Below are 25,883 nucleotides of genomic sequence, written 5' to 3' on the forward strand. Positions count from 1 at the left end.
TGGCCGCGTCAACGTGGATCTTTCCGAACGAGGAACGTCCTATGAGCGTTCTGAGGTGCACCCGCGCAGGTCAGGCCGCGTCCATGCGCTCCTGACCCGCGAGTCACCCCTCGTTCACCCGGGCGGCCTGATTCCGCCCTGGCGTCCTGGAACGGAGGGGGGTCACACAGCGGTCTCCTCGGGACCGATCCGGCTGCGTACGGCCGTCTGGACCTCGGCCTCCTCGGCCGGGTCGGCGGCGAGCCGGCGCAGCCGCTCCACGACCCGGGTGTCGCCGGTCTCGGCGTGCCGGGCCGCGATCTCGCGGGTGGTCTCCTCGCAGTCCCACAGGCATTCGACGGCGAAGCCGGTGGCGAAGGAGGGGTCGGTGGCGGCGAGGGCCCGGGCGGCCCGGCCGCGCAGATGGGACGAGGCGGTCTCGCGGTAGACGTGGCGGAGCACGGGTGCGGCGCAGGCGATGCCGAGCCGTCCGGTGCCGTCGACCAGGGTCCACAGGGTCGGCGCGTCGGGGCCTTCGCCGCGCACCGCCTCCCGTAGCGCCGCGAGGACCAGGTCCCGGTCGTGCACCCCGCCCAGGCAGGCGAGGACGCGTCCGGCGGCGGCACCCAGCTCGTCGGGCCGGTGCACCCAGCCGCGCGCCCGGTCCACGGCGGTGAGACTGCGCATCCGTTCGAAGGCGTCGACGGCGGCTTCCACGACGACCGTCGAGCCGGTGGCCACGGCGCCCTCGATCAGGTCGAGGGCGTCGGGGTCGTTGCCTTCGGCGAGGTAGCGCAGGGCGGTGCACCGGGCTCCGTCGCCGCCGTCCTTCGCGGCCTGGACGATCTCGGCCCGGTCCTCGGGCCCCGCCACGGCGGTGAGGCAGCGGGCGGCCGGGACGTGGAGTGCGGCGCCCCGGTCCAGGCCCTGCTGGGCCCATTCGAAGACGGCCTGCACGCTCCATCCGGGGCGCGGGCCCGTCGGCCGCATCTGCCGCTGCCAGCGGTCGAAGCAGCCGGCCTCGTGGGCGGCACGCACGCGTGTGGAGACGGATTCGCGCGGATCCTCGGCCCACAGCCGCCACGGCCGGGGCTCGAAGGCATCGCGGACGGTGGCGGCCAGCTCGGCCTCGCCCTCCGGATCGGCCGGGAACCGGGCGAGGACGGGCGCGGCGAGGGCCCGCAGGCCGGCGTCGTCGTCCCTGAGGGCGAGTTCGTCGAGGGCCCAGGCCCAGTTCGAGCCGTGGGCGGCGTACCTGCGCAGCAGTTCGAGCGCGTCCCGCCTGCCGTAGGAGGCGAGGTGCCCGAGGACGGCGAGAGCGAGCCCGGTGCGTGACTCTTCGGTGTCGAGGACGTCCTCGGCGTCGAAGAGGTGGGCCTCGATCGCGTCCAGCTCGCCGTTCAGGTCGAGGTAGAGGCGGGCGTAGTAGAGGGAGCGGTTCTCCACCTGCCAGTCGTGGCGGGGATCGCGCAGCACACAGTGGTTCAACGCCGCGAGCGCCTCGGGGCGCGGGGCGGTGAGCGCGTGCAGCGTGCCGTCGCCGCGGCCCCGCTGGAGCAGGCCGAGCAGCGTACCGCTGGGCGCTATGACCGGATCGAACATGGGAAACAGCCTCACATCAAGCGTCGACGCAACCGGGGACGTGTACTACCTGGCCGCGCGACAACACGTCGGAGTGCCCGCCGTTTCCTGCTTGCTGTAGACCATCTTCCTCTGCCTCTCGTCGGTGGCCCCTGCGGACCGCGTCACGGCCCGCGCGGTGCGGCAACACCTGCCCAACCATCACGTCCGTGAACCACGTCGTCATGATGACCCGGCTGTTCCGTCTGCCGCGACCGAAATTTCGGCGGCCCTGTACCGCCTCCCCCGTTTTCTGTGTCGTTCCAGGTCAGCCTGGTGGGCTCAGCGCTCGCCGAACAGTTCGAGCAATTCCGTCCGGCCGAACATCCGGGCCGTGTCGACGGCCGAGGGCGTGCCGGCGGACGGATCGGCGCCGCCCTCCAGGAGTGCCCTGATCACTTCGGTCTCGCCCTTGAAGGCCGCTCCCGCGATGGGGGTCTGGCCTCGGTCGTTCACCCGGTCGGCCTCGGCGCCTCGGGCGAGCAGCGCGCGCACCGCGTCGGAATGGCCGTGATAGGCGGCGAGCATCACGAGCGAGTCGCCGCGGTCATTGGTGAGGTTGGCCGGAACACCCGCGTCGACATAGGCCACGAGCGCCTCGGTCCGTCCCCGCCGGGCCAGATCGAAGATCTTGGTCGCCAGCTCCACGACCTCGGGGTCGGGGACTTCGGTCATCGGCCGGACCGCCTCTCCACTGCTCATCACGCCGGGTGCGCACGTCTGCGAGCGGTGCAGCCGTACGAGTGAATCGCCAGGGTACTGGCTCGCGCGGCACATGACCCGATGTGCCCGAGGTAAAGATCACCACAGACCCGGGCGAGCACAACACCCCAGCTCGACCGGTTCCGGGACCACTCCGCAGCCCGGGGGAAACCACCCCATTCCCACCCAGTTGCACCTTTTATCGCACGGATACATCCTGTGAGCCTGGAAGTACTCATGGTGACTGTCCCCGCGAACCAGGAGAACCCAAATGATCCTCTCCATCTCAGGTGTGGTCCTGCTCGGCATCGTCGTCTTCATCTTCTTCCGCAAGGACGGCCTCAAGGCGTCGCACGCCGTGGTCGCGATGCTCTTCGGCTTCTACCTGGCCAGCACGGCCATCGCCCCGAGCATCAAGGCAGGCGGCGAGAGCCTGGCGAGCCTCCTCGGCGGAATCAAGTTCTGACGGCCCCGCACCCCGTACGCATCCCGCCCGTACGCACTCTCTGGAGGCAGCAGTGTCCCGGCGCCCCCTCCCCCGCATTCTGAGCAACGGCAGCGCGCAGCTCGTCCGGAGCCGGGAGCTGGCCCGGACGGCCGCCGACAGCGCCACCGACGTCCTCCACCCGCTGATCACGCTCACCCGCGGTCTGCGCCGGCTGGCAGCGGCCGGACGGCGCAGATGGAGCGAGACCCCCAAGGAGAAACGGGGAGCGCTGCTGTTCCTGGCGGCCTCCGTCATCCTGGTCGTGGCGCTGATGCCGTACGGACCGTTGCTCGCCGCCATCACCCTGATGGCGGCGGCCGCATGGCAGGGCCGGGAACGCGCCGCTTCGGCGTCCGACGGGCCGGACGAGTCGCAGGCCCAGCGCCTGCAGTCCCTGTACGAGGCGCTCGTGCCGTACTTCTCCACCGCCGAGGACCCCGAGCCCCTGTACTCCCACGGCGGCACCTGGGAGAAGGCCTTCCCCACCTACGCCTTCGACGGCACCGGCCGGATCTCGCACCTGGTGATCCACTACCCGGCGTACTTCGCCGACGGCGAGGCCGAGCCCCGCGCCCGGATCGAGGGCCTGCTCGCGGCCAAGTCGGGCCGGGGGCGCGAATACCACTTCTCGTGGGAAGAGGAAGGCAACCAGTTGACGGTCAGCGTGCTCACGCCGCTCGCCGTCGACATCGCCGCCCAGCGCTTCGTCACCGCTCCGGGCGAGACGGTCCTCGGCTTCACCGACCCCACCAGGGTCCAGCGCACCCTGCCCCTGGGCCACGGCGAACAGCAGCGGGACGTGCCCCCGGTCCTCTGGCGCACGGGCCTGCGCTCCACCGAGCCCCATCTGCTCGCCCTCGGCCAGCCGGGCACCGGCACCTCGACCCTGCTGCGGTCCATCGCCCTGCAGGCCCTCCAGCACGGCGACGTGGTGATCGTCGACGGCGGCGGCACCGGCGAGTACGCCTGCCTGACCGGCCGGGACGGCGTGCTGGCCGTGGAATGCGGCCTCCCCGGAGTGCTGGCGAGCCTGGAGTGGGCCGCGACCGAGACCGAGCGCCGGCTGATCGCCGCCAACCGTGCCCACCAGGCGGGCCACCCGCCGCCGGACGACACCAAGCGTCCCCTGTGGATCCTCCTGGACCGTCCCACGGCGTTCACCCACCTGGCCGCCGCCCAGGACCGCAAGGACCCGCAGTCCCTCCTCCAGGTCCCCCTCCGGCACGGCCGCCCGGCGAACGTGACGGTGGTCGTGGCCGAGCAGCTGGACACCATGGAGGCCCTCGGCGAACCGGTACGCCAGCACACCCGCGCGCGCGTGGTCCTCGGCCCGGCGACGGCCGAGCAGCTCGAGTCCGTCCTGGGCGCGCCCCCGCACACCACCCCCGTCGAGGAGGTCCCGCCCGGCCGCGGCTACGCCCGCCTCGGCATGGGCCCGGTCCACCGCCTCCAGGTCCCGGCCACACCGAACCCCTACGACGACGCCACGTCCGACGCCCACCGCCAGGCGGTCCTGGACCTCCTCCCGCCGCGCACGACACCGGCGGACGGGGAGACCGTCCCCGAGCCGGAGGGGACGGAGGCGGAGCCGCTCACGACGGACCCGAAGCCGGAACCCGTGCCGGATCCGGTACCGGTCCTGACGAAGCCGAAGGACTCGATTCCGAATCCGGTACCGGTTCTGACGAAGCCGGCGAAGACGAGAGCGAAGGCGACCTAGCCACGCCGGGCGACCCGGCCACGCCCACGCGGAGCGCTACGCCACGAACGTCCGCGGCGCCTCTCCGGCCCCCGCACCGCCCTCCTCCACGATCCGCGCCGCCGCGGCCAACCGCACAGCCGCCTCCTCGGCCACCGCACCGCCCACGGTGAACGGCAGCCGCACATACCCCTCGAACGCCCCGTCCACGCCGAACCGCGGCCCGGACGGCACCCGCACCCCCACCCGCTCCCCCGCCTCGGCGAGCCGCGACCCGGAAAGCCCCCCGGTCCGCACCCACAGCGTCAAACCACCCCGGGGCACCTCGAACTCCCACCCGGGCAGCTCGCGCCGCACCGCCGCCACGAGCGCGTCGCGGTTCTCCCGCGCCTGCTCCCGCCGCACCTCCACGGCCTGCTCCCAGCCCCCCGTCCCGAACAGCCAGTTGACGGCCAGCTGCTCCAGCACGGGCGTGCCGAGGTCGGCGTAGGCCCGCGCGGCGACCAGACTGCGGATCACGTCCGGCGCGGCCCGCACCCATCCGATGCGCATCCCGGCCCAGAACGCCTTGCTCGCCGACCCCACCGTGATCACCGTGGACCCGGCCCGGTCGAAGGAACACACCGGCTTCGGCATCCGCACATCCGGGTCGAGCCACAGCTCGCTCATCGTCTCGTCGGCGATCAGCACGGTCCCCGCGGAGCGCGCCGCGTCCACCAGCCGCCGCCGCTGGTCCTCGTCGGCGAGCGCACCGGTCGGGTTGTGGAAGTCGGCGACGACGTACGCGATCCGGGGCGCGGCGTCCCGCAGGACCTGCCGCCAGCGGTCCATGTCCCAGCCGGTGAGCCCCTCGGCCATCGCGACGGGCACCAGCCGGGCCCCGGCCTCCCGCATCAGCTGGAGGATGTTGGCGTACGAGGGCGACTCGACGGCGATGCGCTCACCCCGCCCGGCGAACAGATGACAGATCGCGTCGATCGCACCCATCGCCCCGGTCGTCACCATGATCTGCTCGGGCATGGTCGGGATCCCGCGCGCGGTGTACCGCTCGGCGATCATCGACCGCAGCGCCGGCAGCCCGGCGGGATAGTCGCCGTGCGTGTGCGCGTACGGCGGCAGTTCCTCAAGGGCACCCTGCACGGCCCGGGTCAGCCACGGCTCGGGGGCCGGCAGCGCAGCACAGCCCAGGTCGATCATCGAGCCGAGGGTCTCGGGCGGCAGGGGTTCCAGGCCGCGCGCGGGCAGCGGGTTCCCCGCGGGTACGGCGGTCCAGCTGCCCGCACCGCGCCGGGACTCGAGGAAGCCCTCGCTGCGCAGCGCCTCGTACGCGGCGGCGACGGTCGTACGGCTGACGGTCAGGGAGAGGGCGAGTTCCCTTTCGGCGGGCAGCCTGGCGGCCACCGGGATCCGTCCTTCGAGCACCAGCAGGCGGATGCCGTCGGCGAGCGCGCGGTAGGCGGGCGGCCGGCGCGTACCGGGCCCTGCCGGGCGCTCCTGCTGGGAGTTGAGCAGCCGGGCCAGCTGCGCCGCACCCACGGCCGAAGTCCACTGCGCCATCGGAATCAGTCCACCTTCCCCGGATTGGCCATGGATGACCTCTCCATCCAAGCCACAGGGTGTCATGCATCAGTCCACTGACACCACAGGGGGGCACATCATGTCCACGCGGCGCCATCTCACCCGGCGGCTGACCCAGCTCTACGCCGGTCTCGCGCTGTACGGCGCGAGTTCGGCGCTGCTCGTCCGGTCGGGGCTCGGGCTGGAGCCGTGGAACGTGCTGCACCAGGGCCTCGCCGAGCGGACGGGGCTGTCGATCGGCGTGGTGCTGACGATCGTGGGCGCGGCGGTGCTGCTCACCTGGATCCCGCTGCGCCAGCGGCCGGGCCTGGGCACGGTGTCCAACGTGCTGGTCATCGGCATGGCGATGGACGCGACGCTGGCCCTGGTGCCCGACGCGCACAGCCCGCTGCCGCGCGTGACGCTGATGGTGACGGGGATCGTCCTGAACGGCGCGGCGACCGGCCTGTACATCGCGGCGCGCTTCGGCCCGGGTCCGCGCGACGGCCTCATGACGGGCCTGCACCAGCGCACGGGGGTCTCGATCCGCCTGGTGCGCACGGCCATCGAGTTCACGGTGGTGGCGACGGGCTTCGCCCTGGGCGGCACCGTCGGCATCGGCACCCTCCTGTACGCGGTCTCGATCGGCCCGCTCGCCCAGCTGTTCCTGCGCGTGTTCGCCGTCCCCCCGGCATCCGGCGGCAGCACGGTCGTTGCCACCGGTCAACCCCGAGGAGCGATACTGCGTCCGTGACCCCGCGGATACGCCATCCCTATCTCGACCATCCCGGCCCGATCGCCTTCGCCCACCGGGGCGGGGCCGCTGACGGCCTGGAGAACACCGCGCGGCAGTTCCGGTGCGCCGTCGAGGCGGGCTACCGGTACATCGAGACCGACGTCCACACCACCCGGGACGGCAAGCTCGTCGCCTTCCACGACGCGACCCTGGACCGGGTGACGGACGGTGCGGGCCGGATCGCCGACCTGCCGTGGCAGGAGGTACGCCAGGCGCGCGTGGCGGGCGAGGAACCGCTGCCCCTCTTCGAGGAGCTCCTGGAGACCTTCCCCGACGTGCGCTGGAACGTCGACGTCAAGGCGGAGGCCGCCCTGTTGCCCTTCCTGGACCTGGTCGGGCGCACGGACTCCTGGGACCGGATCTGCCTCGGCTCGTTCTCCGAGGCACGCGTGGTGCGCGCCCAGCGGCTGGCCGGCCCGCGCCTGGCCACGTCGTACGGCACCCGGGGGGTGCTCAGTCTGCGGCTGCGTTCCTGGGGGCTGCCCGCGGCGGTGCGCCGCTCGGCGGTCGCCGCACAGGTCCCCGAGATCCAGTCCGGCATCCAGGTCGTGGACCGCCGCTTCCTCCACGCCGCCCATGCGCGCGGGCTCCAGGTGCACGTGTGGACCGTCAACGACCCCGAGGGCATGCACCGGCTTCTGGACCTGGGTGTGGATGGCATCATGACCGATCACATCGACACGTTGCGCAAGGTCATGGAGGACCGCGGCGTCTGGGTCTGACACCCCGCCCCGCCGCCTCCGCGCGTTCACGGGGAAGCGAGGGCACGGGTGGGCACCGACACCGTGCGGACACCGCCGGACGACGGGGCGGCGGATCTCAGACGCGAGCAGCGCGGCTGGTACTTCTACGACTGGGCGTGCTCCGTCTACTCGACGAGCGTGCTCACCGTCTTCCTGGGCCCCTATCTGACATCGGTCGCCGAGTCGGCGGCCGATGCCGATGGGTATGTCCACCCCCTCGGGATCCCGGTGCGCGCCGGGTCCTTCTTCGCGTACTCGGTGTCCCTGTCGGTGATCGTGGCCGTGCTGGTGATGCCCCTGGTGGGCGCCGCGGCCGACCGCACCGGCCGCAAGAAGCCCCTGCTCGCGGCCGCCGCCTACCTGGGGGCCACGGCCACGGCCGCCATGTTCTTCCTGGACGGCGACCGCTATCTGCTCGGCGGGGCCCTCCTGGTCGTCGCGAACGCGGCGCAGTCCGTGGCGATGATGCTCTACAACTCCTATCTCCCGCAGATCGCCCCGCCCGAGCAACGGGACGCGGTCTCCTCCCGCGGCTGGGCCTTCGGCTACGCGGCGGGTTCCCTGGTCCTCGTCGTCAATCTCGTCCTCTATACCGGGCACGAGAGTTTCGGCATCTCCGAGAGCACGGCGGTCCGCATCTGCCTGGCGTCGGCCGGCCTGTGGTGGGGTGCGTTCGCCCTCATCCCGCTCCGGCGGCTGCGCGATCGCAGGTCCGCCGCGCGCGAGGCGGCCCTCCCCGGCTTCCGGCAGCTCGCGGCGACCGTCCGCGACATGCGCCGCCACCCGCTGACCCTGGCCTTCCTGCTCGCCTACCTCGTCTACAACGACGGCGTCCAGACGGTGATCTCCCAGGCCTCGGTCTACGGCTCGAAGGAACTGGGCCTCGGGCAGTCCACGCTGATCGGCGCCATCCTGCTGGTGCAGGTGCTGGCGGTGGCGGGCGCGCTGGCGATGGGCAGACTGGCGCGGACGTACGGGGCCAAGCGCACGATCCTCGGCTCGCTCGTCGCGTGGACGGTGACGCTGGCGGCCGGATACTTCCTGCCGGCCGGGGCGCCGGTGTGGTTCTTCGTCCTGGCCGCCGGGATCGGCCTGGTCCTCGGCGGCAGCCAGGCGCTGTCCCGCTCCCTGTTCTCCCATCTCGTCCCGCCCGGCAAGGAGGCCGAATACTTCTCGGCGTACGAGATGAGCGACCGCGGCATGAGCTGGCTCGGGCCGCTGCTGTTCGGGCTCACCTACCAGCTGACCGGGAGCTACCGGGACGCGATCATCTCGCTGGTGGGCTTCTTCGTCATCGGATTCGTCCTGCTCGCCCGGGTACCCGTGGGGCGTGCGATCCGCGAAGCGGGGAATCCGGTTCCTGACAGGATTTAGCACTCGGCGCGAAAGGGCTGTAGTGTACGCGTTTGGCCTGCCAGGCGTACCGTTACTGCGCGTCAAAGATGCCGAAACGCTAGGTTACATCTGCTAGCAGATGTGACAAACCGGGCGCTGGTGGGTACTGCAAGGGTTGACAAGGCTGCGGCTACGACGGCGACGCATGACCCGGAACGGGACTCGGAACGGGAATCTTTACCGCCGACCGGACGTTGACCGGATGACGACGACAGCGACACCTGTCCTGTGGGCGACAAGCCCGGGAGGCACGATTCATGAGTGAGCGAGCTCTTCGCGGCACGCGCCTCGTGGTGACCAGCTACGAGACGGACCGCGGCATCGACTTGGCTCCGCGCCAGGCCGTGGAGTACGCATGCGAGAAGGGGCACCGGTTCGAGATGCCCTTCTCGGTCGAGGCGGAGATCCCGCCGGAGTGGGAGTGCAAGGTCTGCGGGGCCCAGGCACTCCTCGTGGACGGCGATGTCCCGGAAGAGAAGAAGGGCAAGCCCGCGCGTACGCATTGGGACATGCTGATGGAGCGGCGCACCCGTGAGGAACTCGAAGAGGTCCTCGAGGAGCGCCTGGCGGTTCTGCGCTCCGGTGCGATGAACATCGCGATTCATCCCCGGGACAGCAGCCGCAAGTCGGCCTGACCCCCTCAGGGCCCGGCCGAACAGCGCATCAGAACCGCGGGCGCCGTACGTCACGTACGGCGCCCGCGGTTCTTGTCGTGCGCGTGTGCCCGGCTGCCGGGACGCTCAGTGCGTCAGCGGCGGGCGCGGCTCCTTGGGGGCGTCGCCCGGCTCGTCCCTGATGACCTCGCCCTGGACGACCTTGCCGTCGGGACGGTACATCCGGGCCTGCTGGAATGCCCCGCCCAGGGTGCTCGGGTCGGCCTCGCGGAGCTTGCGCTCGAAGGTGCGCTCCGCGGAGCGGCTCACGGCCTTCTGGACCGGCGGCAGCAGCAGGAGCAGACCCACCGCGTCCGACACCAGACCGGGGATCATCAGCAGCAGACCGCCCAGCATCATCAGGCCGTTGCCCTCGCTGTTCGGCCGGGCCGCCGCCGGCATCGCGCCGCTCTGCTGCTGTTGCAGCGCCTCGGAGAGGTTCCGGAAGGCGCGCCGGCCGGCCCGCTTGATCACGACCGAGCCGAGAACGAGGCCCGCGAGCAGGACGAGGAAGACCACCAGCCCGCTGGACGCCCCCGCGACCACCGTGAGCAGCCAGATCTCCAGCACGAGCCACGCGGCGAGCCCCAACGGCAGGAACGTACGCAGCCGGGAGCGCCGGGGCCGGGCAGGGGTACCGGGGGTCTGAGCGCCAGTCGTCATGCCTCCAGTGTGCCTGGACCCGGCTCAGTCCGGGATAAGGGCAGATCAGCCGCTCCCACGAGCGCCCCGGAGGTCCGCTACGCCCCAGAGGTCCGCTAGGGCTTGGCCGGCTTGCCGCCGCGCCCCGTGACCTTGCCGACCCGCTCCCCCACGCCCCACGCCGTGACCCGCCACAGCGCCTCGACGAGGATGTCGCGGCTCATCTTGGAGTCGCCGAGTTCGCGCTCGACGAAGGTGATCGGCACCTCGACGACGTGGTAGCCGGCCTTGACCGAGCGACGCGCGAGGTCGACCTGGAAGCAGTAGCCCTGCGAGGCGACCTCCTCGAGGCCGAGGCCCTCCAGGGTCTCGCGGCGGAAGGCCCGGTAGCCGCCTGTGATGTCGCGCAGCGGCAGGTCGAGCGCGAGCCGGGAGTAGAGGCTGCCGCCCCGGGAGATCACCTCGCGGGACTTCGGCCAGTTCACCACCCGGCCGCCGGGCACCCAGCGCGAGCCGAGCACCAGGTCGGCGCTCTTGAGGGCGGTGAGCAGACGGGGCAGTTCCTCGGGCTGGTGGGAGCCGTCGGCGTCCATCTCGATCAGCACGCCGTAGTCGCGCTCCAGGCCCCAGCGGAAGCCCGCCAGGTAGGCGGCGCCCAGGCCCTCCTTGCCCTTGCGGTGCAGCACGTGGACGTGGTCGTCCTCCACCGTCAGCTCGTCGGCCAGCTTGCCCGTGCCGTCCGGGCTGTTGTCGTCGGCCACGAGTACGTGCGCCTCGGGGACGGCCTCGCGCACCCGGCCGACGATGCTCTTGATGTTCTCCGCCTCGTTGTAGGTCGGGATGATCACCAAGGCCGTGCCGAGCGGGCCGAACTTCCTCCCCTGGGCTCCTGCCGCGAGGGTTCCGTCGCCGTCGTTCACTGATGCCCCTTCAAGTCCGTACGCAGGGATCCACCATAGTGGGCCCGGCCTGCGATGACGTGACAGGACGTTCGAACGGTGGTGTCGAATCCGCAAGGCGCGGGTAAGAATGCGCTTTCGCGGGCGAGCGTGCGGGCGGATGGGGGCCCGGCGCCCTTCGGGCCGACCTGGGACCCGCTGGATGCGGATCGACCGAAAGCCGTTGTCTACTGAGCGTCCGGGCCCCTCCCGGGTCACACCTCCCCGACCGGCCGGAACGTTCCCTCGGCGCTGTACCGGCCTGAGCCTGGCTCCCAGTCGCGGTGCCCGGTGCGGCACACCGTCCCTGACCCGGCGGCGCTGCGGCGAGTGCGCGGACGTTCCCGGTCGGGCGTCCGGTGGTGGACTCCGCCGAACCTACCGGCCACCTGCGGCCGCCTGTCAACAGCCGTTTGACCTGCGCATCTCCCGGCAAAGGCCTGGTCAGTGCGGAGGATTCCCAGGTCGCGCGCCGGGGGCGCGGCACACGATCGCGTGCGCGCCACCCCCGTAGATCACTCGCCCGGCCGTACGAAGACCGTGCGTCCGCCCACCACGGTGCGCAGACAGACGGGCAGGTCGCGGCCCGGGGTCAGGTCGGGCAGACCCGGGGTGCCGGAGCGGGGATCCGTCGACCAGCGGGCGACCCGGTCGTCCGGGGCCTGCACCACGAGCTCGCCGGTGTGCCACACCGCGTAGTCGGCGGGGGCGCCCGGCACCAGGACGCCCGCGTCGTCCCGCCCCACGGCCCGCCAGCCGCCGCGCGTGTGCGCCGTGAACGCGGCGCGCACGGAGACGCGGTGCTCCGGCGTGCGGTGGAATGCGGCGGCCCGGACCGTGCCCCACGGGTCGAGCGGGGTGACCGGGCTGTCGGAGCCGAAGGCGAGCGGGACACCGGCGCGCAACAGGGCGGCGAACGGGTTCAGCGCACGCGCCCGCTCGACGCCCAGCCGCTGCGCGTACATGCCGTCCTCGCCGCCCCACAGGGCGTCGAACGCGGGCTGCACGGAGGCGGTGAGGCCGAGCTCGGCGAAGGCCGCGATCGCGTCCGGGGTGAGCATCTCGGCGTGCTCGACGCGATGGCGGGCGGCGCGGACACGGGCGAGGCCCAGCTTCTCGGCGGCGGCGCGCACGCCCTCGACCACGGCGTCCACCGCCGCGTCGCCGATGGCGTGGAACCCGGCCTGGAGACCCGCCTCGGTGCAGGCCACGACATGGACGGCCACGGCGGCGGCGTCCAGGTAGGCATTGCCCCGGTGCCCGGCGTCGGCGTACGGCTGGTGCAGGCAGGCCGTGTGCGAGCCGAGGGCGCCGTCGACGAACAGGTCGCCCGCGGCGCCGATCGCGCCCAGCTCCCGCGCCTTGGCGACGTCCCGCTCGGCCCAGTAGCCGACGACGCGCGGCCCGGGTTCCCCGGCGGCGAGGCGCAGCAGGCCGGTGAAGTCGTCCTCGGAGGAGATCTCCGGGCCGGCGCACTCGTGGACGGTGCCGATGCCGAGCGAGACGGCGTGCGCGAGCGCGGCGCGCTGTGCGTCGACGCGCTGCTCGGGCGTTACGGCCGCGAACGCGGCGGCCCGTACGGCGTGGTGGGCGTCGGCGGTGAGCGGTCCGTCCGCCCGGGCGACGTCGGGAACCAGGTCGAGCAGGGCCGTGGTGACGACCGCCGAGTGGACGTCGATCCGGCTGAGGTAGAGGGGCCGGTGCCCGGCGGCCTCGTCCAGCTCCGCACGCGTCGGGGGGCGGCCGCCGGGCCAGCGGGCGGCGTCCCAGCCGTGTCCGAGCAGGACGCGGTCGTCCGGGCGGGAGGCGGCGAAGTCCCGTACGAGGGTCAGGGCGGCCTCGAGAGAGGGAGCGGCGGACAGATCGAGGCCGGTGAGCGCGAGACCGGTGGCGGTGGTGTGCACATGCGCATCGGTGAACGCCGGAGTGACCAGCGCGCCGTCGAGGTCGATCACCTCGTCGACCCCGTCCACGAAGGCGTCGGCGGCCCCCTCCGACCCCACCCAGGCAACCTGCCCACGTTCCACGACCATCGCGGTGGCGAACGGATCGGCAGGGCTGTGGACCTCTCCACGACGGAGCAGGACGGTTTTCGACGGGGCGCTGGACTCACTCATGGACAACAGTCTCGCGCCTGACCCCGATCACTCCGAACAAGGGTCGCCTTCAGCGCCCGGCGGCGATCAGATGCGCGGCGGCCGCGCCTCGTACGGCGTGGACAACACCACCGTCGTCCGCGTCGAGACCCCCGCCAACGACCGCACCCGGGCCAGCAGTTCCTCCAGCTCGTGCGGCGTCGCGACGCGCACCTTGAGGATGTAGTTCTCGTCGCCGGCGACACTGTGGCACGCCTCGATCTCCGGCACGCCCGCGAGCCGCTCCGCGATGTCGTCAGGCGCGCTGGGGTCGAACGGTTTGACCGAGATGAACGCGGTCATGGGCAGCCCGACGGCCTCCGGGTCGACGACCGCGGCATAGCCGCGGATGACGCCGCGCTGCTCCAGCCGGCGCACCCGCTGGTGCACGGCCGACGTGGACAGACCCGTGGCCTTGCCCAGGTCGGTGTAGCTCATCCGCCCGTCCTTGACGAGCAGCTGCACGATCTGTCGGTCCAGCTCCTCCATGGCGCAAGAACCTACAGTGCGGTTGATCTCCTCGGATACCTGAGCAGCCCAGGTCATGCCCGGTTCGTGATGTGGCCGGAAGCCGACGGTCAGCCGTCCGGGGGACAAATCCACCGCAGTGGGCACTTGCGCGCGGCATGTGACGAACGCCACAGGGTTCGAACGGTCTCCGTGATGTTCTCGTGATTACCGCCGAGAGGGGACGGGAAGTGCTTGCTGTGGTCGAGGCCGCAGTGCCTGAACGGCCCAGTCCGAGGGGGAGAACCCAATGCAGAGTCTTAAGCGCCCTGGTCGCACCGCGCCCAAGCGGCCGCAGCTCGTCGTCGAGCCCGAGCCGGAGGGCGTCGAACCCGACACCTTCGACGACGAGCTCGACGCCTACGACACCTTCGAGATGTTCCGGGTCGTCTGCCCGGACTGCGCTCAGCCAATCGCGCTGCTGGCGGACGAAGAGGTTCTGCCGGAGCACGCGCTGTGCGCCTCGCCGTGGAACCCGTTCGGTCTCACGGTCTGTGCCGGCACCGGCCGCAGGGCCACGGACGCCCGCCCCGCGGACGAGTCCGCGGATCCTCAGGAGCAGGACACCGCCCTGCTGTTGACGCTCCCTCAGGGGCTCGACTGGCGGACGCAGCCCTTCTCGCACGTCGGCGGCCCGGGCTCGCGCCCGATCAGGGTCCCCGTCCTGCGCCCCGAAGCAGCCTGAGCGCGGGCCTTCCCGGCCCGCTCGCTCCACCTCAGTGAGTGAACCGCACCATGGCTCGCAGGGTGCCGTGGTGCGGTTCAGTGAGTCCGGAGCACATGGGCGGCGCGCGCTCCCCGGTCCCTCGCGGAGCGACCAGGGGCAGCCCTGAACGCACGCCCGATTCCACCATCCGGTGACCTGTCCGGCCTCCGCCGCGTTGCCCTGGTATGACCCCCATCTCCTCAGCGACCGGGCGTCAGCGCCTCCTCTTCGTCCCGGCACCCGCAGAATCGGTTCGGCCGACCACGCCGCGCTATCAGGACCCGCCGATCTACCGCGACTTGATGCGGACCTGGGCCGAGGGCGGCCGCACCTTGCCGGGCCGGCACGACCCGGAGTGGATGCGGCTCGCGGCGCCCTGGCGGGGCCTCGACCAGTTCAGCGTTCCTCTGGACCCACGAGATGGCGGGCGATGACCATCCGCTGGATCTGGTTGGTGCCCTCGACGATCTGCAGCACCTTGGCCTCGCGCATGTAGCGCTCGGCCGGGAAGTCGGCGGTGTAGCCGTAGCCGCCGAGGATCTGCACGGCGTCGGTGGTGACCCGCATCGCCGTGTCGGTGCAGTGCAGCTTGGCCATGGCCGCCTGCCGGGCGAACGGCCGGCCCGCGTCCCGCAGCCGCGCCGCCGCGAGGTAGAGCGCACGGCCCGCCTCGATCTGCGTCGCCATGTCGGCGAGCATGAAGCGCAGCCCCTGGAAGTCGGCGATCGCCTTCCCGAACTGACGCCTTTCGGCCGCGTACACCAGGGCCTCGTCGAGCGCCGCCTGCGCCACGCCGATCGCGCACGCCGCGATGCCGAGCCGCCCGGAGTCGAGCGCCGACAGGGCGATCGCGAAGCCCTGCCCCTCCTCACCGATGCGACGGTCGTCGGAGATCCGCACACCGTCGAAGTGGACCTGGGCGGTGGGCGAGCCCTTCATGCCCATCTTCTTCTCGGGCGCCGCCGCGCTCACCCCCGGCGCGTCGCCGGGCACCAGGAACGCGGTGATCCCGCGCGGGCCCTCCTCGCCGGTGCGCGCCATGACCGTGTAGAAGTCGGCGATCCCGCCGTGAGTGATCCAGGCCTTGGTGCCGGTGATCACCCAGCCGTCGCCGTCCCGCACGGCCTTGGTGCGCAGGGCCGCCGCGTCCGATCCGGAGTGCGGCTCGGAGAGGCAGTAGGCGCCGAGCATGCCGCCGCCGAGCATCCCGGGCAGGTGCTCGACCTGCTGCTCCTTGGTGCCGTAGGCCGCGAGCGCGTAGGAGGACAGGGTGTGCACGCTGACGCCGAGGCCGACCGTGAGGCGGGCCGCGGAGAGCTCTTCGAGGGCCTGGAGATAGACCTCGTACGGCTGGTCGCCGCCGCCGTACTCGGACGCGTACGGCAGGCCGAGCAGGCCGGAGTGCGAGAGCAGGGTGAACAGGTCCCGCGGGAAGCGGCCGGCGTCCTCCTCCTCGGCCGCCTTCGGGGTGATCTCCTGCCGCGCGATGTCACGGACGAGTGAGATCAGCTCCCGGGCCTCCTCCGTGGGCAGTTGTCGGTCCACCGGCTGCGGGGCGCGGTCGGGCATGGCGACGCTCTCCTCCCTGTCGGGCACTGGCGGACGGGCCCGTGGGTGGGGGCGGCGCCGCCGGGTCGTTCTGCTGCCTGGCCGATGCTTGCAGTCCCGGGTCTCGGAAGCTGCTGACCAGCGGCTGTGCGCAGTGAGTATGCCCGATCGGAGGCATCCCGTCACCAGTTAACGACCGCTTACTTCAGGTAATGCCGGAGCACGTCCGCCGGATCGAAATTGGTCCGCACCATTGACCGCACTGGTCTAGTCCTCCTACCGTTTCGCTTCACCGATTCATCGCGTTCATGCCAATCGGCACGCGTTCCCTCTCCCCACGAGGAGACACCGGATGCACACCCCCCACCGCTCCCGCTTCCGGGCCATCGTGTCCGCGGCCTGTTGCGCCGTCCTCGGCGCCGGTCTCCTGGCCGGCGCGGGCACCTCGACCGCCACCGCGGCGACCTCGGCTCAGGAGGCCGCCGCGGCATCGAAGGCCGCACCCGGCTCCAAGGCCGCCGGCTCCAAGGTCATCGGGTACTTCACCGAATGGGGCACCTACGACCGCAAGTACTACGTCAAGAACATCGAGACGTCCGGCTCGGCGACGAAGCTCACCCACATCAACTACGCCTTCGGCAACGTCACCGGCGGCAAGTGCGCGATGGGCGACGCCTACGCGGCCACCGACCGGGCCTACACCGCCGCCGAGTCCGTCGACGGCAAGGCCGACACCTGGGACCAGCCGCTGCGCGGCACCTTCAACCAGCTGCGCGAGCTGAAGCAGAAGCACCCGAACCTCAAGGTCCTGTGGTCCTTCGGCGGCTGGACCTGGTCGGGCGGCTTCGGCGAGGCCGCCAGGAACCCGGCCGCCTTCGCCCAGTCCTGCTACGACCTGGTCGAGAACTCCAAGTGGGCCGATGTCTTCGACGGCATCGACATCGACTGGGAGTACCCGAACGCCTGCGGTGCCACCTGCGACACCAGCGGCAAGGCGGCCTTCCGCAACCTGACGCAGGCCCTGCGCGCCAAGTTCGGCTCCAGGAACCTCGTCACCGCGGCGATCACCGCCGACGCCACCCCGGGCGGCAAGATCGACGCGGCGGACTACGCGGGCGCCGCCCCGTACGTCGACTGGTACAACCCGATGACGTACGACTTCTTCGGCGCCTGGGACGCCGCAGGACCGACGGCCCCGCACTCTCCGCTGACCTCGTACTCCGGCATTCCGAAGGCGAACTTCCACACGTCGGCGACCATCGCGAAGCTCAAGGGCCTCGGCATCCCCGCCTCGAAGCTGCTGCTCGGCATCGGCTTCTACGGCCGCGGCTGGACGGGTGTCACCCAGTCGGCCCCCGGCGGCACCGCGACCGGCCCGGCGTCGGGCACGTACGAGCAGGGCATCGACGACTACAAGGTGCTCAAGTCCAAGTGCCCGGCGACGGGGACGGTGGCCGGCACGGCGTACGCCAAGTGCGGGAACAACTGGTGGAGTTACGACACCCCGGCGACCATCGGGACCAAGATGACGTACAAGGACCAGCAGGGTCTGGGCGGCACGTTCTTCTGGGAGCTGAGCGGCGACACGGCGAACGGTGAGCTGATCAAGGCCATCAAGTAAGGCGGGGCGACCGGGGGCGGAGGGACCGTGACGGGCCCTCCGCCCCCGTCTCACGCGTCCTGGCGGGCGGCCGCCTGCGGGGCCGGGTAGGCGGGGTCCAGGTCCTCGATCGCGCGCAGGGCGCCGCCGAGGCCCTTCACCAGCAGCTCGCACATGGTCTCGCGGGGCAGTTCGGGGCGGTCGATCCATTCGAGGGTGGCGCCCTCGACGCTGCACACCCAGGCCAGCAGGCCCATCCGCGCCAGCGGGGTGATGTCGACGCGGCCGTACGCGCCCTCGGCGATGGTGGCGACGATGGCCTCGCGCACCCCGTCCCTGATGGCGTGCACCTCGGTGTCGAAGCCGACCCCGCCGCTGACGATCGTGCGGTACGCGGCCTGGTGGTGCTCCGCATAGCGCAGATAGCTGTCGATCGTGCGCTGGACACGGTCGACCGGGGGCAGTTCGAGTCCGCTCGCCGCCAGGGTGACCAGGTCGGTGACCGAGTCCTGGATGATGGCCAGGTAGTAGCCCCGCTTGGACTGGAAGTAGTAGTAGATGAGCCCCTTGGCGACGTGTGCCTGCCGGGCGATGTCGTCCATCGAGAGGGCGTCGTAGGACGTGTCGGCGAACAACCTCCGGCCGATGGCGATGAGTTCGGCACGGCGCGCCAGCGAGCGCTCGGTGCCGCGGGCTCTGGGGCGCGCGGCAGGCTGTTGACTGATATTCAATTTCGACCCTGGTTCCAGGCGGGCGAGGAGGGACATCCGCAGTATGGCAGGTCGGAGGGCCGGGTCGTGGGTCAGGTCACAGCGCTCCGGGCCGAGGGTCAGAGCAGCCCGAGCTGGGTCACGAGCATCGCGACGACCACGACGAGCGTCCAGCCCATGACGTGCTCGACGATCTTCGGGCCGTCGTCCTTGGGGCCGCCCGTGCGGACGCCGTCGGCGGTGGCTGAGTGTGCGGTCATGGCTTCTCGCTGATCCGGTGGGGCGGACGGACTTCCCCCGAAGTTCCGCCCACCTTGCCACCCGGAGCGGCTTTTGCGGCCGAGAGCTTGGTCACACGCGTACGCCCACGGCTGTCAGCGCCTTGCGCTGGGCCGCGGTCGGGCGCGCCGGGAAGTACAGGTAGCAGACGCCGCCGGTGCCGGAGACGACCTTGCCGGAGGCGTTGTACCGCTTGGTCCGCAGCCAGATGTTCTCCCACTCGCGCCGCCGGTAGACGCGCCGCACGGCCTGGTTGCTCGCCGAGGCGGGGTCGTTGGCGATCACGTCGCCGGAGGCGGTGAAGCCGATGACGGTCATCAGGTGCCCGGCGGTGCCGTACCCGGCGCCGGTCAGCTCCTCCTTCAGGAAGGACTGGGACGTTATGGCCGGGATGCCCGCCGCGATCAGCGTCTCCAGGTCGGTGAGCGAGCCGAGCCGGGTGACCACGGCCTGGAGGTCCTTGAACGTGGCCGCGTAGGCGGCGTTGAACGGCCAGTTGCCGCAGCCCGCGTACTGGTGGTCGTAGGTGAAGCGGGCCGCGTGGCACACCTGCGGATCGGCGAACGAGGGATCCACCCAGGCCAGCTGCTTCGGGGTGAGCCGGCCGCCCCAGTACTCGACGATCATCTGGGAGGAGGTCGGGCTGCACCAGGCCTCGCCGCCGTTGTCGTACTCGGGGTACTGGCCCTTGTGGATCTCCTGCGAGTACCGCGGGACGACCAGTTCCTTCGCGAGGCCGGGCGCGGACGCCGGGACGGTGAACCGGTCGGGGACGTCGGAACCCATCGCGCCGAGCCGCCACACGGTGGGCGTGGCCTTGGTGCCCGGCTTGCGGTACAGGGTCAGACGCAGCCGGCAGGAGGCCAGGCGCAGGCCCGTCGCCGGGTCGTCGACGGCCAGCGTGTCCGTCCAGACGGTGCTCTTGCCGTCGCTCTGGTCGTCGACCGAGGTGCGCCGGATGTCCTGGTCGCCCGCGGCCCAGCGGCCCATCACGTACCAGGGGCTGCTGGTGCCGTCGGTGTAGGTGCCCTTGAGCTCGGCCTGGATCCAGGTGCCGGCCGGGGTGCGCGCGTTCCAGGAGACGATCGCCTCCGTCGCGGGGACGGCGAGCCGGTGGACGGGGGACGTCCAGGTGCCGTACTCCCAAGGGGCGGTGGTACCGGTGTGCGGGTCCTTGTAGTCGGCAGTTCCGGCGGGCTTCGCGATCACCAGACCCGGGCGGGAGCCCGCGACGGCACGGGTACCCCGGGCGGTGCCGCCGCGCCAGTCGTCGTACGAGGCCCAGGCCCGGTTGTCCACGGTGCGGGCCGGGACCGCCCGGGCGGGGTCCACGGCGTCGGTGTCGGTCGTCATGGAGATCTCGGTGTCGGCGGCCGCCGGACCCGCGCTCGCGGTGACGGCGGCGGCGACCGCGGCGGCCAGGACGGTTCTGCGGGACGGCTGTTCGGCTCTGCTCATGGCGGGGACCCCCGGATGTCGGAGTCGGGCAGGGGCGGGGCAGGTCCGTTGCACGGTCGGTCGCACATGCGTGTGCGCCACATATGAGCACAGCCCGCCGGGTCTAGCCAGCACTTCGACCCGCGCCACGCCCACCAATATTGGCGTCGACCAGTGGCAGGCGCCGAGGGCACCGTCGTTAGAGTGCTGCGCGAGATGAATCCGTCCTTCCGCCCCGCACCGGGGTCCGCCGTCCGTGACCTGGCCTCCCGGATCCGCCGCCTTTCCCCCTCCTGCGGCCCGGTCCGGCTCGTCGGCGTCGACGGGCACGCCGGATCCGGGAAGACCACGTTCGCCGAGCAGTTGGCCGGAGCGCTCGGCGGCGCGCCGGTGCTGCGCCTCGACGACATCGCCAGCCACGACGAACTGTTCGGCTGGACCGGACGGCTGCTGGACCAGGTGATCGAGCCGCTGGCCGGCGGCCGGACCGCGCACTACGCCCCCTACGACTGGCGGGCCCGCCGCTTCGGGCCTCCGCACCCCCTGCCGCCCGCGCCGGTGATCCTCGTCGAGGGTGTCGGGGCGGGACGCCGGGCGCTGCGCCCCCGCCTGGCCCTGCTGCTGTGGATGGAGCTGCCGCGCGAGGAGGCCTGGGCGCGGGGACGGTCGCGGGACGGGGAGGAACAGCGGGAGTTCTGGAACGGATGGGTCCCGGCGGAGCGCAGGCATTTCGCCGACGATCCCTCGCGGCCCTTCGCCGATCTCCTGGTACGGCAGGGAGAGAAGGGGTACGAGGTGTTTCCGGGACCTGCTGGGACGGTTGGACCGGACCAGTCCCTCACGCACGGTGACGGACCGCCCGCAGTGTGCTGACCTTGTGAAGGCGCTTGCGGTGCAACTTGCCGGAGTGCTTCAACTCGGCTTGACCGGTGGGCCGTACAGGACTTACGTTCTCAATGTGCGGCCATTCGGAGCCGCCCACAGACGCGAAGCCCCCGGTTGTTCCCCCGTGATCGGGGGCTTCGTTCTGTCTTCTTCCGTTTTTCCGGGCCCCGCGAGGCGCGGAACGCTCACACTCGGTCACCGTGCGCGAGTGCGCTGCATCCGCTCCCACCTCGCCGAACGGCCCGTGCGGCACCCTTCGGGCGCGCCGCCCCCGCAGGTACGATGCCCTCGTCGCGACCTACGGACGGTGGCTCCGCGCACCTCGCAACTCCGGTCCGTGGCACAGCGGTTCGAGCAGGGCAGCCGGCTGGGGGGACGGCTCGTTGGCATACCGACGGGGGCACGGTTCGTGGGGGACGTGATGGACTTCGGCACGCAGGGCCCGCAGGCCCCGGCCGACCTCGCCTGGCTGCGAGGCGTCGATGCCTACACCATGGGCGCCTATCCGCAGGCGGAGGAGGAGTTCCGCTCCGCCGTGCGGATGGACCCCGGGATGGCCGACGGCTGGCTCGGGCTGCACGCGCTGCGCGTCGACACGACGACCGCGCTGCTCAGGATGTTCCGGCACCGGGACCGCTTCGGGGAGCAGCGCTCCCGCTACCGCCGCACCCTCAACTCCTGGTATTGGCTGGGCTGGTGGGTGCAGCCGGTGCTGGAGAGCCCCCGCGACCTGCTGCTCGCGCACGCCTCGCACTGGCTGGACGGCCGCCACGTCCCCGAGCTGGACCGGGCCCTCGCCGGACTGCCGCCGGTGGACACCGACGCCCAGGTCCGCTTCCTGCACGCCTGCCGCGCCTATCTGGTCAAGGACTGGGAGCAGCTGGTCCGCCACACCGACCCGCTCCTCGACGACCCGATGCTCGGCATCGAGGCGGGGCTCTTCGGCGGCATGGCCCGGGTCCGTCTGGAGATGTACGGCCAGGCCGAACCGCTGCTGTCCGCCGCGCTGATGCGCTGCCGCAGCGAGCAGCCCCAGCGCAAGGAGCTGCGCTACTGGCTGGCCCGCGCACACGAGGGCACCGGCCGCAGCGCCGCCGCACTCCCCCTGTACCGGGCCGTGCACCGCGTCGACCCGGCCTTCATGGACACCTCGGCCCGGCTCGCCGCGATCGCCGAGGGCGACGGGTACGACGACTCCACCGACCTCGCGGCGATCACGCTCCCGGGCCTCGGCCAGGACACGGTGGACGGGCCGGACGGATTCGACCCGCTCTTCGGCACCGAGGGCCGCGACCTGCGACTGCCCGACCTCGAGCCGCCGGGCTCCGCTCCCCTGCCGCCGGAGACGGACCCGGCCGTGCGCGAGAAGTTCTCCCCGGCACCGTCCCTGCCCGCCGGGCCCACCGATCCCGCGTTACTGGAGGAGGCACTCGCCGAGCTGGAGCGCATGGTGGGGCTGGAGCCGGTGAAACGCCAGGTCAAGGCGTTGTCGGCGCAGCTGAACATGGCCCGGCTGCGGGCCGGGCAGGGCCTGCCGGTCCAGCCGCCCAAGCGGCACTTCGTCTTCTCCGGCCCCTCCGGCACCGGCAAGACCACCGTCGCCCGTATCCTCGGCCGCGTCTTCTACGCCCTCGGGCTGCTCGGCGGCGACCACCTCGTGGAGGCCCAGCGGGCCGACCTGGTCGGCGAGTACCTCGGGCAGACGGCCGTGAAGGCCAACGAACTGATCGACTCGGCCCTCGGCGGCGTCCTCTTCGTCGACGAGGCGTACTCGCTGTCCAACTCCGGCTACGGCAAGGGCGACGCGTACGGCGACGAGGCGCTCCAGGTGCTGCTGAAGCGGGCGGAGGACAACCGCGACCATCTCGTGGTGATCCTGGCCGGCTACCCGGAGGGCATGGACCGCCTGCTCGCCGCGAACCCCGGGCTGTCCTCCCGCTTCACCACCCGCGTCGACTTCCCCTCCTACCGTCCCCTCGAACTCACCGAGATCGGCAAGGTACTCGCCGCGGAGAACGGCGACCTGTGGGACGAGGAGTCCCTCGACGAGCTGCGGTCCATCGCCGGGCATGTGGTCGACCAGGGATGGATCGACGAGCTGGGCAACGGGCGGTTCCTGCGGACGCTGTACGAGAAGAGCTGTGCGTACCGGGATCTGCGGCTGTCCGTGTATCCCGGGGTGTTGGGCAGGGAGGACCTGGCGACGTTGCGGTTGCCGGACCTGATGCAGGCGTACGGGGAGGTGCTGTCCGGGCGGGGGCCGCAGGATCCGCCCGGACTGTGAGAAGCGGCGTGGGGCGGCTGGGCCTACGTCGCCAGAACCTCCTCGCCGGACCTCGGCTCGGTCAGCCTGATCTCGGGGACTTCCCGGTGCGCGGGATCGCGCACCTCCCCCACCAGCAGCTCCAGGACATCCTCCAGCGCGACCAGGCCGAGCACCTTCCCCGACCCGTCGGCCACCTGGGCCAGGTGCGTCGCGGCCCGCCGCATCACCGTCAGCGCGTCGTCCAGCGGCAGCTCGGACCGCAGCGTCGTCATGGGCCGCCACAACTGCTGCGGCACGGCCCGGTCGGAGTGCTCCAGGTCCAGGACGTCCTTCACATGCAGATAGCCCATGAACGCCCCGTTCTCCGCCGCGACCGGGAACCGGGAGTACCCGGTCCGGGCCGTGAGCTCGACGATGCGCCCAGGGGTGACGGACGGGCTGACCGTCACCAGGGACTCGCGCTTCAGCAGGACGTCCGTCACCGGGCGCGAGCCCAGCTCCAGGGCGTCCTCCAGGCGTTCGGCCTCCTCGGGGTCGAGCAGGCCCGCCTGGCCGGCGTCCTCCACCAGCCGGTTGAGCTGCTCGCTGGTGAAGACGGCCTCGACCTCGTCCTTGGGCTCGACGTGGAAGAGCCGCAGGATGCCCTGGGAGACCGCGCCGAGCGCGGCGGTGATCGGCTTGCAGAACCGGGCGAACCAGACCAGGCCGGGGCTGAGCCACAGCGCGACCTTCTCGGGGGCCGCCATCGCCAGGTTCTTCGGGACCATCTCGCCGATGACGAGGTGGAAGAAGACCACCGCGGCGAGGGCGATGACGTAGGTCAGCGGGTGGATCATGCCGTGCGGCAGGTGGATCCACTCGAAGACCGGCTCCAGCAGGTGCGCGACGGTCGGTTCGGCGACCGCGCCGAGGGTGAGGGAGCAGATCGTGATGCCGAACTGGGCCGCCGCCATCATCTGCGGCAGCCGCTCCAGCCCGTACAGGACCTGCCGGGCGCGGGCGGTGCCGAGCGGTTCGATCTGGCTGCGGCGTACGGAGACGAGCGCGAACTCGGCACCGACGAAGAAGCCGTTGGCGAGCACGAGCAGCGCGGCGAAGAGAAGTTGGAGCACGCTCATCGGACGGCCTCCACCAGTGCGGCCACCGGGGCCGTGCGCACGATCCGGACCCGCTCCGCGCGGTAGTGGCCGACCTGGCGCACCGACAGCCGCCAGCCGGGCAGCTCCGCCTTGTCGCCGACGGCCGGGATACGGCCCAGCAGATCGGCGATCAGGCCCGCGACGGTCTCGTACGGGCCTTCCGGCACGTCGAGGCCTATGCGCAGCAGGATGTCGACACGGCAGCTGCCGTCGACGTCCCAGGCGGGCCTGCCGTCCTCCGGCGGTGCGGAGGCCAGCTCGGGCAGGTCGTGTCCGTCGTGCTCGTCACGGACCTCGCCGACGATCTCCTCGACGATGTCCTCCAGCGTGACGACACCGGCCGTGCCGCCGTACTCGTCGACGACGACCGCGATGGGCTGCTCGCTGCGCAGGCGGGCGAGCAGCGGCCGTACGGGCAGCGTCTCGGGGACGAGCAGCGCCGGGCGGGCGATGCGGCCGACGGGGGTGCGCAGCCGGTCCCCCACGGGCACGGCCAGGGCGTCCTTGAGGTGGACCATGCCGACCACCTCGTCGATCTTCTCCCGGTAGACGGGGAAGCGGGACAGGCCCGTGGCCCGGGTCAGGTTGACCACGTCCTCGGCGGTGGCCGAGGACTGCAGGGCGCTGACCTTCACACGCGGCGTCATCACGTGCTGCGCGGTCAGCTCACCCAGCGACAGGGTTCTGACGAAGAGGTCGGCCGTGTCCTGTTCCAGGGCACCGGCCCGGGCCGAGTGACGGGCCAGGGAGACGAGTTCGCCGGGGGTGCGGGCGGAGGCCAGCTCCTCGGCGGGCTCGATGCCCAGGGCGCGTACGAGCCGGTTCGCGACGGCGTTGAGGCCGGCGATGACCGGGCGGAACAGCCGGGCGAAGACATGCTGCGGGCCCGCGACGAAGCGCGCGACCTGGAGCGGCCTGGACACCGCCCAGTTCTTGGGCAGGAGCTCGCCGATCACCATCTGCACGGCGGAGGCCAGCAGCATGCCGACGACGACCGTCACACCGGAGACGGCTCCCTCGGGGATGCCGATCGAGGTGAACGGGCCGTGCAGCAGCTCCGCGAGCGCCGGTTCGGCGAGCATGCCGACGACGAGGGAGGTGATGGTGATGCCCAGCTGGGTGCCGGAGAGCTGGAAGGACAGTTCCTTGAGCGACTCGACGACGCGGTGGGCGCGCCGGTCGCCCTCGGCGGCGGCCTTCTCGGCCTCGGGCCGCTCGACCGTCACGAGTCCGAACTCGGCCGCCACGAAGAATCCGTTGGCGAGAATCAGCAGGAACGCGGCTGCCAGGAGCAGCAGGGGGGTGGTCATGATGCCGCCGCCTCCACACGGTCGCGTACCCCGAAAACGGGGTCCGCGCTATGTCGGCAGGGGGCGGCGCAGGTACTACAGGACGATCCGTCCATCGCCGGAGAGGGTCACTCCTCGGTTAGCAGGAGCCTCTGTGCACCGGGCGGGGCA

Annotated in this window: 24 protein-coding genes; 11 read left to right on the plus strand and 13 right to left on the minus strand. The window is 71.9% G+C overall.

Going from position 1 to position 25,883, the window contains the following annotated elements; all coding sequences use genetic code 11:
- Nucleotides 1-162: 162 nt before the first annotated feature.
- Together OHU35_RS07345 and OHU35_RS07350 are read right to left on the minus strand one after the other, a co-directional pair.
- Nucleotides 163-1,581 carry a HEAT repeat domain-containing protein gene (locus OHU35_RS07345; RefSeq protein WP_405505049.1) on the minus strand — a complete coding sequence of 473 codons (1,419 nt, stop codon included), beginning with the start codon at nucleotides 1,579-1,581 and terminating at the stop codon, nucleotides 163-165.
- A 300-nt stretch (nucleotides 1,582-1,881) separates the two neighbouring features.
- Entirely contained in the window at nucleotides 1,882-2,274 is a 393-nt protein-coding gene (locus tag OHU35_RS07350; RefSeq protein WP_359896521.1) for an ankyrin repeat domain-containing protein, read from the minus strand.
- A gap of 298 nt (nucleotides 2,275-2,572) precedes the next feature.
- Here OHU35_RS07350 and OHU35_RS07355 point away from each other — a divergent pair, with 298 nt between their 5' ends.
- A complete protein-coding gene (locus OHU35_RS07355; RefSeq protein ID WP_030843336.1) occupies nucleotides 2,573-2,767 on the plus strand; it encodes a hypothetical protein in 195 nt (64 codons plus the stop codon).
- Nucleotides 2,768-2,819: 52 nt separating this feature from the next.
- The gene (locus OHU35_RS07360) at nucleotides 2,820-4,508 is read left to right on the plus strand and encodes a hypothetical protein (RefSeq protein WP_189726372.1); all 1,689 of its coding nucleotides are present in this window, start codon (nucleotides 2,820-2,822) and stop codon (nucleotides 4,506-4,508) included.
- Between the two features lie 36 nt (nucleotides 4,509-4,544).
- Here the strand turns inward: OHU35_RS07360 and OHU35_RS07365 are convergent, their stop codons facing one another.
- A complete protein-coding gene (locus tag OHU35_RS07365) occupies nucleotides 4,545-6,044 on the minus strand; it encodes a PLP-dependent aminotransferase family protein (protein ID WP_189726373.1) in 1,500 nt (499 codons plus the stop codon).
- A 100-nt stretch (nucleotides 6,045-6,144) separates the two neighbouring features.
- On the opposite strand from OHU35_RS07365, the gene OHU35_RS07370 reads away from it, so the two are divergent.
- From OHU35_RS07370 to OHU35_RS07385, 4 genes are all read left to right on the plus strand, one after another.
- Complete coding sequence (locus OHU35_RS07370; RefSeq protein WP_405505050.1) at nucleotides 6,145-6,798, plus strand: YitT family protein; 654 nt, start codon at nucleotides 6,145-6,147, stop codon at nucleotides 6,796-6,798.
- Complete coding sequence (locus OHU35_RS07375; protein ID WP_359896518.1) at nucleotides 6,795-7,562, plus strand: glycerophosphodiester phosphodiesterase; 768 nt, start codon at nucleotides 6,795-6,797, stop codon at nucleotides 7,560-7,562. Before OHU35_RS07370 ends, OHU35_RS07375 begins: the two co-directional genes overlap by 4 nt.
- 48 nt (nucleotides 7,563-7,610) lie before the next feature.
- On the plus strand, nucleotides 7,611-8,957 hold the full coding sequence (locus tag OHU35_RS07380) for an MFS transporter (RefSeq protein WP_405505051.1): 1,347 nt from the start codon (nucleotides 7,611-7,613) through the stop codon (nucleotides 8,955-8,957).
- A 278-nt stretch (nucleotides 8,958-9,235) separates the two neighbouring features.
- Entirely contained in the window at nucleotides 9,236-9,613 is a 378-nt protein-coding gene (locus OHU35_RS07385; RefSeq protein WP_184597099.1) for an RNA polymerase-binding protein RbpA, read from the plus strand.
- 105 nt (nucleotides 9,614-9,718) lie between these two features.
- On the opposite strand, the gene fxsA is transcribed toward OHU35_RS07385, so the two are convergent.
- From fxsA to OHU35_RS07405, 4 genes are all read right to left on the minus strand, one after another.
- Complete coding sequence (gene fxsA / locus OHU35_RS07390; protein ID WP_189726377.1) at nucleotides 9,719-10,294, minus strand: FxsA family membrane protein; 576 nt, start codon at nucleotides 10,292-10,294, stop codon at nucleotides 9,719-9,721.
- Nucleotides 10,295-10,389: 95 nt separating this feature from the next.
- Nucleotides 10,390-11,193 carry a polyprenol monophosphomannose synthase gene (locus OHU35_RS07395; RefSeq protein WP_184597102.1) on the minus strand — a complete coding sequence of 268 codons (804 nt, stop codon included), beginning with the start codon at nucleotides 11,191-11,193 and terminating at the stop codon, nucleotides 10,390-10,392.
- Nucleotides 11,194-11,726: 533 nt separating this feature from the next.
- A complete protein-coding gene (locus tag OHU35_RS07400) occupies nucleotides 11,727-13,328 on the minus strand; it encodes an amidohydrolase (protein WP_405505052.1) in 1,602 nt (533 codons plus the stop codon).
- A 66-nt stretch (nucleotides 13,329-13,394) separates the two neighbouring features.
- Entirely contained in the window at nucleotides 13,395-13,835 is a 441-nt protein-coding gene (locus OHU35_RS07405; RefSeq protein ID WP_039932055.1) for an Lrp/AsnC family transcriptional regulator, read from the minus strand.
- A 268-nt stretch (nucleotides 13,836-14,103) separates the two neighbouring features.
- Here OHU35_RS07405 and OHU35_RS07410 point away from each other — a divergent pair, with 268 nt between their 5' ends.
- Nucleotides 14,104-14,538 carry a hypothetical protein gene (locus OHU35_RS07410; protein ID WP_189726379.1) on the plus strand — a complete coding sequence of 145 codons (435 nt, stop codon included), beginning with the start codon at nucleotides 14,104-14,106 and terminating at the stop codon, nucleotides 14,536-14,538.
- A 206-nt stretch (nucleotides 14,539-14,744) separates the two neighbouring features.
- The gene (locus OHU35_RS07415) at nucleotides 14,745-14,993 is read left to right on the plus strand and encodes a hypothetical protein (RefSeq protein ID WP_405505053.1); all 249 of its coding nucleotides are present in this window, start codon (nucleotides 14,745-14,747) and stop codon (nucleotides 14,991-14,993) included.
- Here the strand turns inward: OHU35_RS07415 and OHU35_RS07420 are convergent.
- A complete protein-coding gene (locus OHU35_RS07420) occupies nucleotides 14,956-16,128 on the minus strand; it encodes an acyl-CoA dehydrogenase family protein (protein ID WP_189726380.1) in 1,173 nt (390 codons plus the stop codon). The two genes, OHU35_RS07415 and OHU35_RS07420, sit on opposite strands and share 38 nt — an antisense overlap.
- 331 nt (nucleotides 16,129-16,459) lie before the next feature.
- Between OHU35_RS07420 and OHU35_RS07425 the strand changes: the two genes are divergently transcribed.
- Nucleotides 16,460-17,728: a glycoside hydrolase family 18 protein gene (locus OHU35_RS07425; RefSeq protein ID WP_405505054.1), complete on the plus strand. Its 1,269-nt coding sequence runs from the start codon at nucleotides 16,460-16,462 to the stop codon at nucleotides 17,726-17,728.
- Nucleotides 17,729-17,778: 50 nt separating this feature from the next.
- Here OHU35_RS07425 and OHU35_RS07430 read toward each other — a convergent pair whose 3' ends face one another.
- From OHU35_RS07430 to OHU35_RS07440, 3 genes are all read right to left on the minus strand, one after another.
- Entirely contained in the window at nucleotides 17,779-18,438 is a 660-nt protein-coding gene (locus OHU35_RS07430) for a TetR/AcrR family transcriptional regulator (protein WP_189726382.1), read from the minus strand.
- 98 nt (nucleotides 18,439-18,536) lie between these two features.
- A complete protein-coding gene (locus OHU35_RS07435) occupies nucleotides 18,537-18,677 on the minus strand; it encodes an SCO1431 family membrane protein (protein WP_189726383.1) in 141 nt (46 codons plus the stop codon).
- A 91-nt stretch (nucleotides 18,678-18,768) separates the two neighbouring features.
- Nucleotides 18,769-20,154, minus strand: a complete 1,386-nt coding sequence (locus OHU35_RS07440; protein ID WP_359896510.1) for a peptidase C39 family protein — start codon at nucleotides 20,152-20,154, stop codon at nucleotides 18,769-18,771.
- A 195-nt stretch (nucleotides 20,155-20,349) separates the two neighbouring features.
- Here OHU35_RS07440 and OHU35_RS07445 point away from each other — a divergent pair, with 195 nt between their 5' ends.
- Together OHU35_RS07445 and OHU35_RS07450 are read left to right on the plus strand one after the other, a co-directional pair.
- Entirely contained in the window at nucleotides 20,350-21,006 is a 657-nt protein-coding gene (locus OHU35_RS07445; protein WP_189726679.1) for a uridine kinase, read from the plus strand.
- A 433-nt stretch (nucleotides 21,007-21,439) separates the two neighbouring features.
- Nucleotides 21,440-23,302, plus strand: coding sequence for an AAA family ATPase (locus tag OHU35_RS07450; protein ID WP_189726680.1), 1,863 nt, complete (start codon nucleotides 21,440-21,442; stop codon nucleotides 23,300-23,302).
- A 23-nt stretch (nucleotides 23,303-23,325) separates the two neighbouring features.
- Here OHU35_RS07450 and OHU35_RS07455 read toward each other — a convergent pair whose 3' ends face one another.
- Nucleotides 23,326-24,402: a hemolysin family protein gene (locus OHU35_RS07455; RefSeq protein ID WP_359896509.1), complete on the minus strand. Its 1,077-nt coding sequence runs from the start codon at nucleotides 24,400-24,402 to the stop codon at nucleotides 23,326-23,328.
- A complete protein-coding gene (locus tag OHU35_RS07460; RefSeq protein WP_189726386.1) occupies nucleotides 24,399-25,733 on the minus strand; it encodes a hemolysin family protein in 1,335 nt (444 codons plus the stop codon). The genes OHU35_RS07455 and OHU35_RS07460 overlap by 4 nt, the downstream gene beginning before the upstream one ends.
- Nucleotides 25,734-25,883: the final 150 nt, after the last annotated feature.

The organism is Streptomyces purpurascens (assembly GCF_045040895.1).
Classification (GTDB): Bacteria; Actinomycetota; Actinomycetes; order Streptomycetales; family Streptomycetaceae; genus Streptomyces; species Streptomyces purpurascens.

Excerpts from the sequence above, each read along its gene's own strand:
- OHU35_RS07345 (WP_405505049.1), bottom strand. The coding sequence starts at position 1,581 with ATGTTCGATCCGGTCATAGCGCCCAGCGGTACGCTGCTCGGCCTGCTC.
- OHU35_RS07350 (WP_359896521.1), bottom strand. The coding sequence starts at position 2,274 with ATGACCGAAGTCCCCGACCCCGAGGTCGTGGAGCTGGCGACCAAGATC.
- OHU35_RS07355 (WP_030843336.1), top strand. The coding sequence starts at position 2,573 with ATGATCCTCTCCATCTCAGGTGTGGTCCTGCTCGGCATCGTCGTCTTC.
- OHU35_RS07365 (WP_189726373.1), bottom strand. The coding sequence starts at position 6,044 with ATGGCGCAGTGGACTTCGGCCGTGGGTGCGGCGCAGCTGGCCCGGCTG.
- OHU35_RS07370 (WP_405505050.1), top strand. The coding sequence starts at position 6,145 with ATGTCCACGCGGCGCCATCTCACCCGGCGGCTGACCCAGCTCTACGCC.
- OHU35_RS07385 (WP_184597099.1), top strand. The coding sequence starts at position 9,236 with ATGAGTGAGCGAGCTCTTCGCGGCACGCGCCTCGTGGTGACCAGCTAC.
- fxsA (WP_189726377.1), bottom strand. The coding sequence starts at position 10,294 with ATGACGACTGGCGCTCAGACCCCCGGTACCCCTGCCCGGCCCCGGCGC.
- OHU35_RS07400 (WP_405505052.1), bottom strand. The coding sequence starts at position 13,328 with ATGAGTGAGTCCAGCGCCCCGTCGAAAACCGTCCTGCTCCGTCGTGGA.
- OHU35_RS07405 (WP_039932055.1), bottom strand. The coding sequence starts at position 13,835 with ATGGAGGAGCTGGACCGACAGATCGTGCAGCTGCTCGTCAAGGACGGG.
- OHU35_RS07410 (WP_189726379.1), top strand. The coding sequence starts at position 14,104 with ATGCAGAGTCTTAAGCGCCCTGGTCGCACCGCGCCCAAGCGGCCGCAG.
- OHU35_RS07415 (WP_405505053.1), top strand. The coding sequence starts at position 14,745 with ATGACCCCCATCTCCTCAGCGACCGGGCGTCAGCGCCTCCTCTTCGTC.
- OHU35_RS07420 (WP_189726380.1), bottom strand. The coding sequence starts at position 16,128 with ATGCCCGACCGCGCCCCGCAGCCGGTGGACCGACAACTGCCCACGGAG.
- OHU35_RS07425 (WP_405505054.1), top strand. The coding sequence starts at position 16,460 with ATGCACACCCCCCACCGCTCCCGCTTCCGGGCCATCGTGTCCGCGGCC.
- OHU35_RS07435 (WP_189726383.1), bottom strand. The coding sequence starts at position 18,677 with ATGACCGCACACTCAGCCACCGCCGACGGCGTCCGCACGGGCGGCCCC.
- OHU35_RS07440 (WP_359896510.1), bottom strand. The coding sequence starts at position 20,154 with ATGAGCAGAGCCGAACAGCCGTCCCGCAGAACCGTCCTGGCCGCCGCG.
- OHU35_RS07445 (WP_189726679.1), top strand. The coding sequence starts at position 20,350 with ATGAATCCGTCCTTCCGCCCCGCACCGGGGTCCGCCGTCCGTGACCTG.
- OHU35_RS07450 (WP_189726680.1), top strand. The coding sequence starts at position 21,440 with ATGGACTTCGGCACGCAGGGCCCGCAGGCCCCGGCCGACCTCGCCTGG.
- OHU35_RS07455 (WP_359896509.1), bottom strand. The coding sequence starts at position 24,402 with ATGAGCGTGCTCCAACTTCTCTTCGCCGCGCTGCTCGTGCTCGCCAAC.
- OHU35_RS07460 (WP_189726386.1), bottom strand. The coding sequence starts at position 25,733 with ATGACCACCCCCCTGCTGCTCCTGGCAGCCGCGTTCCTGCTGATTCTC.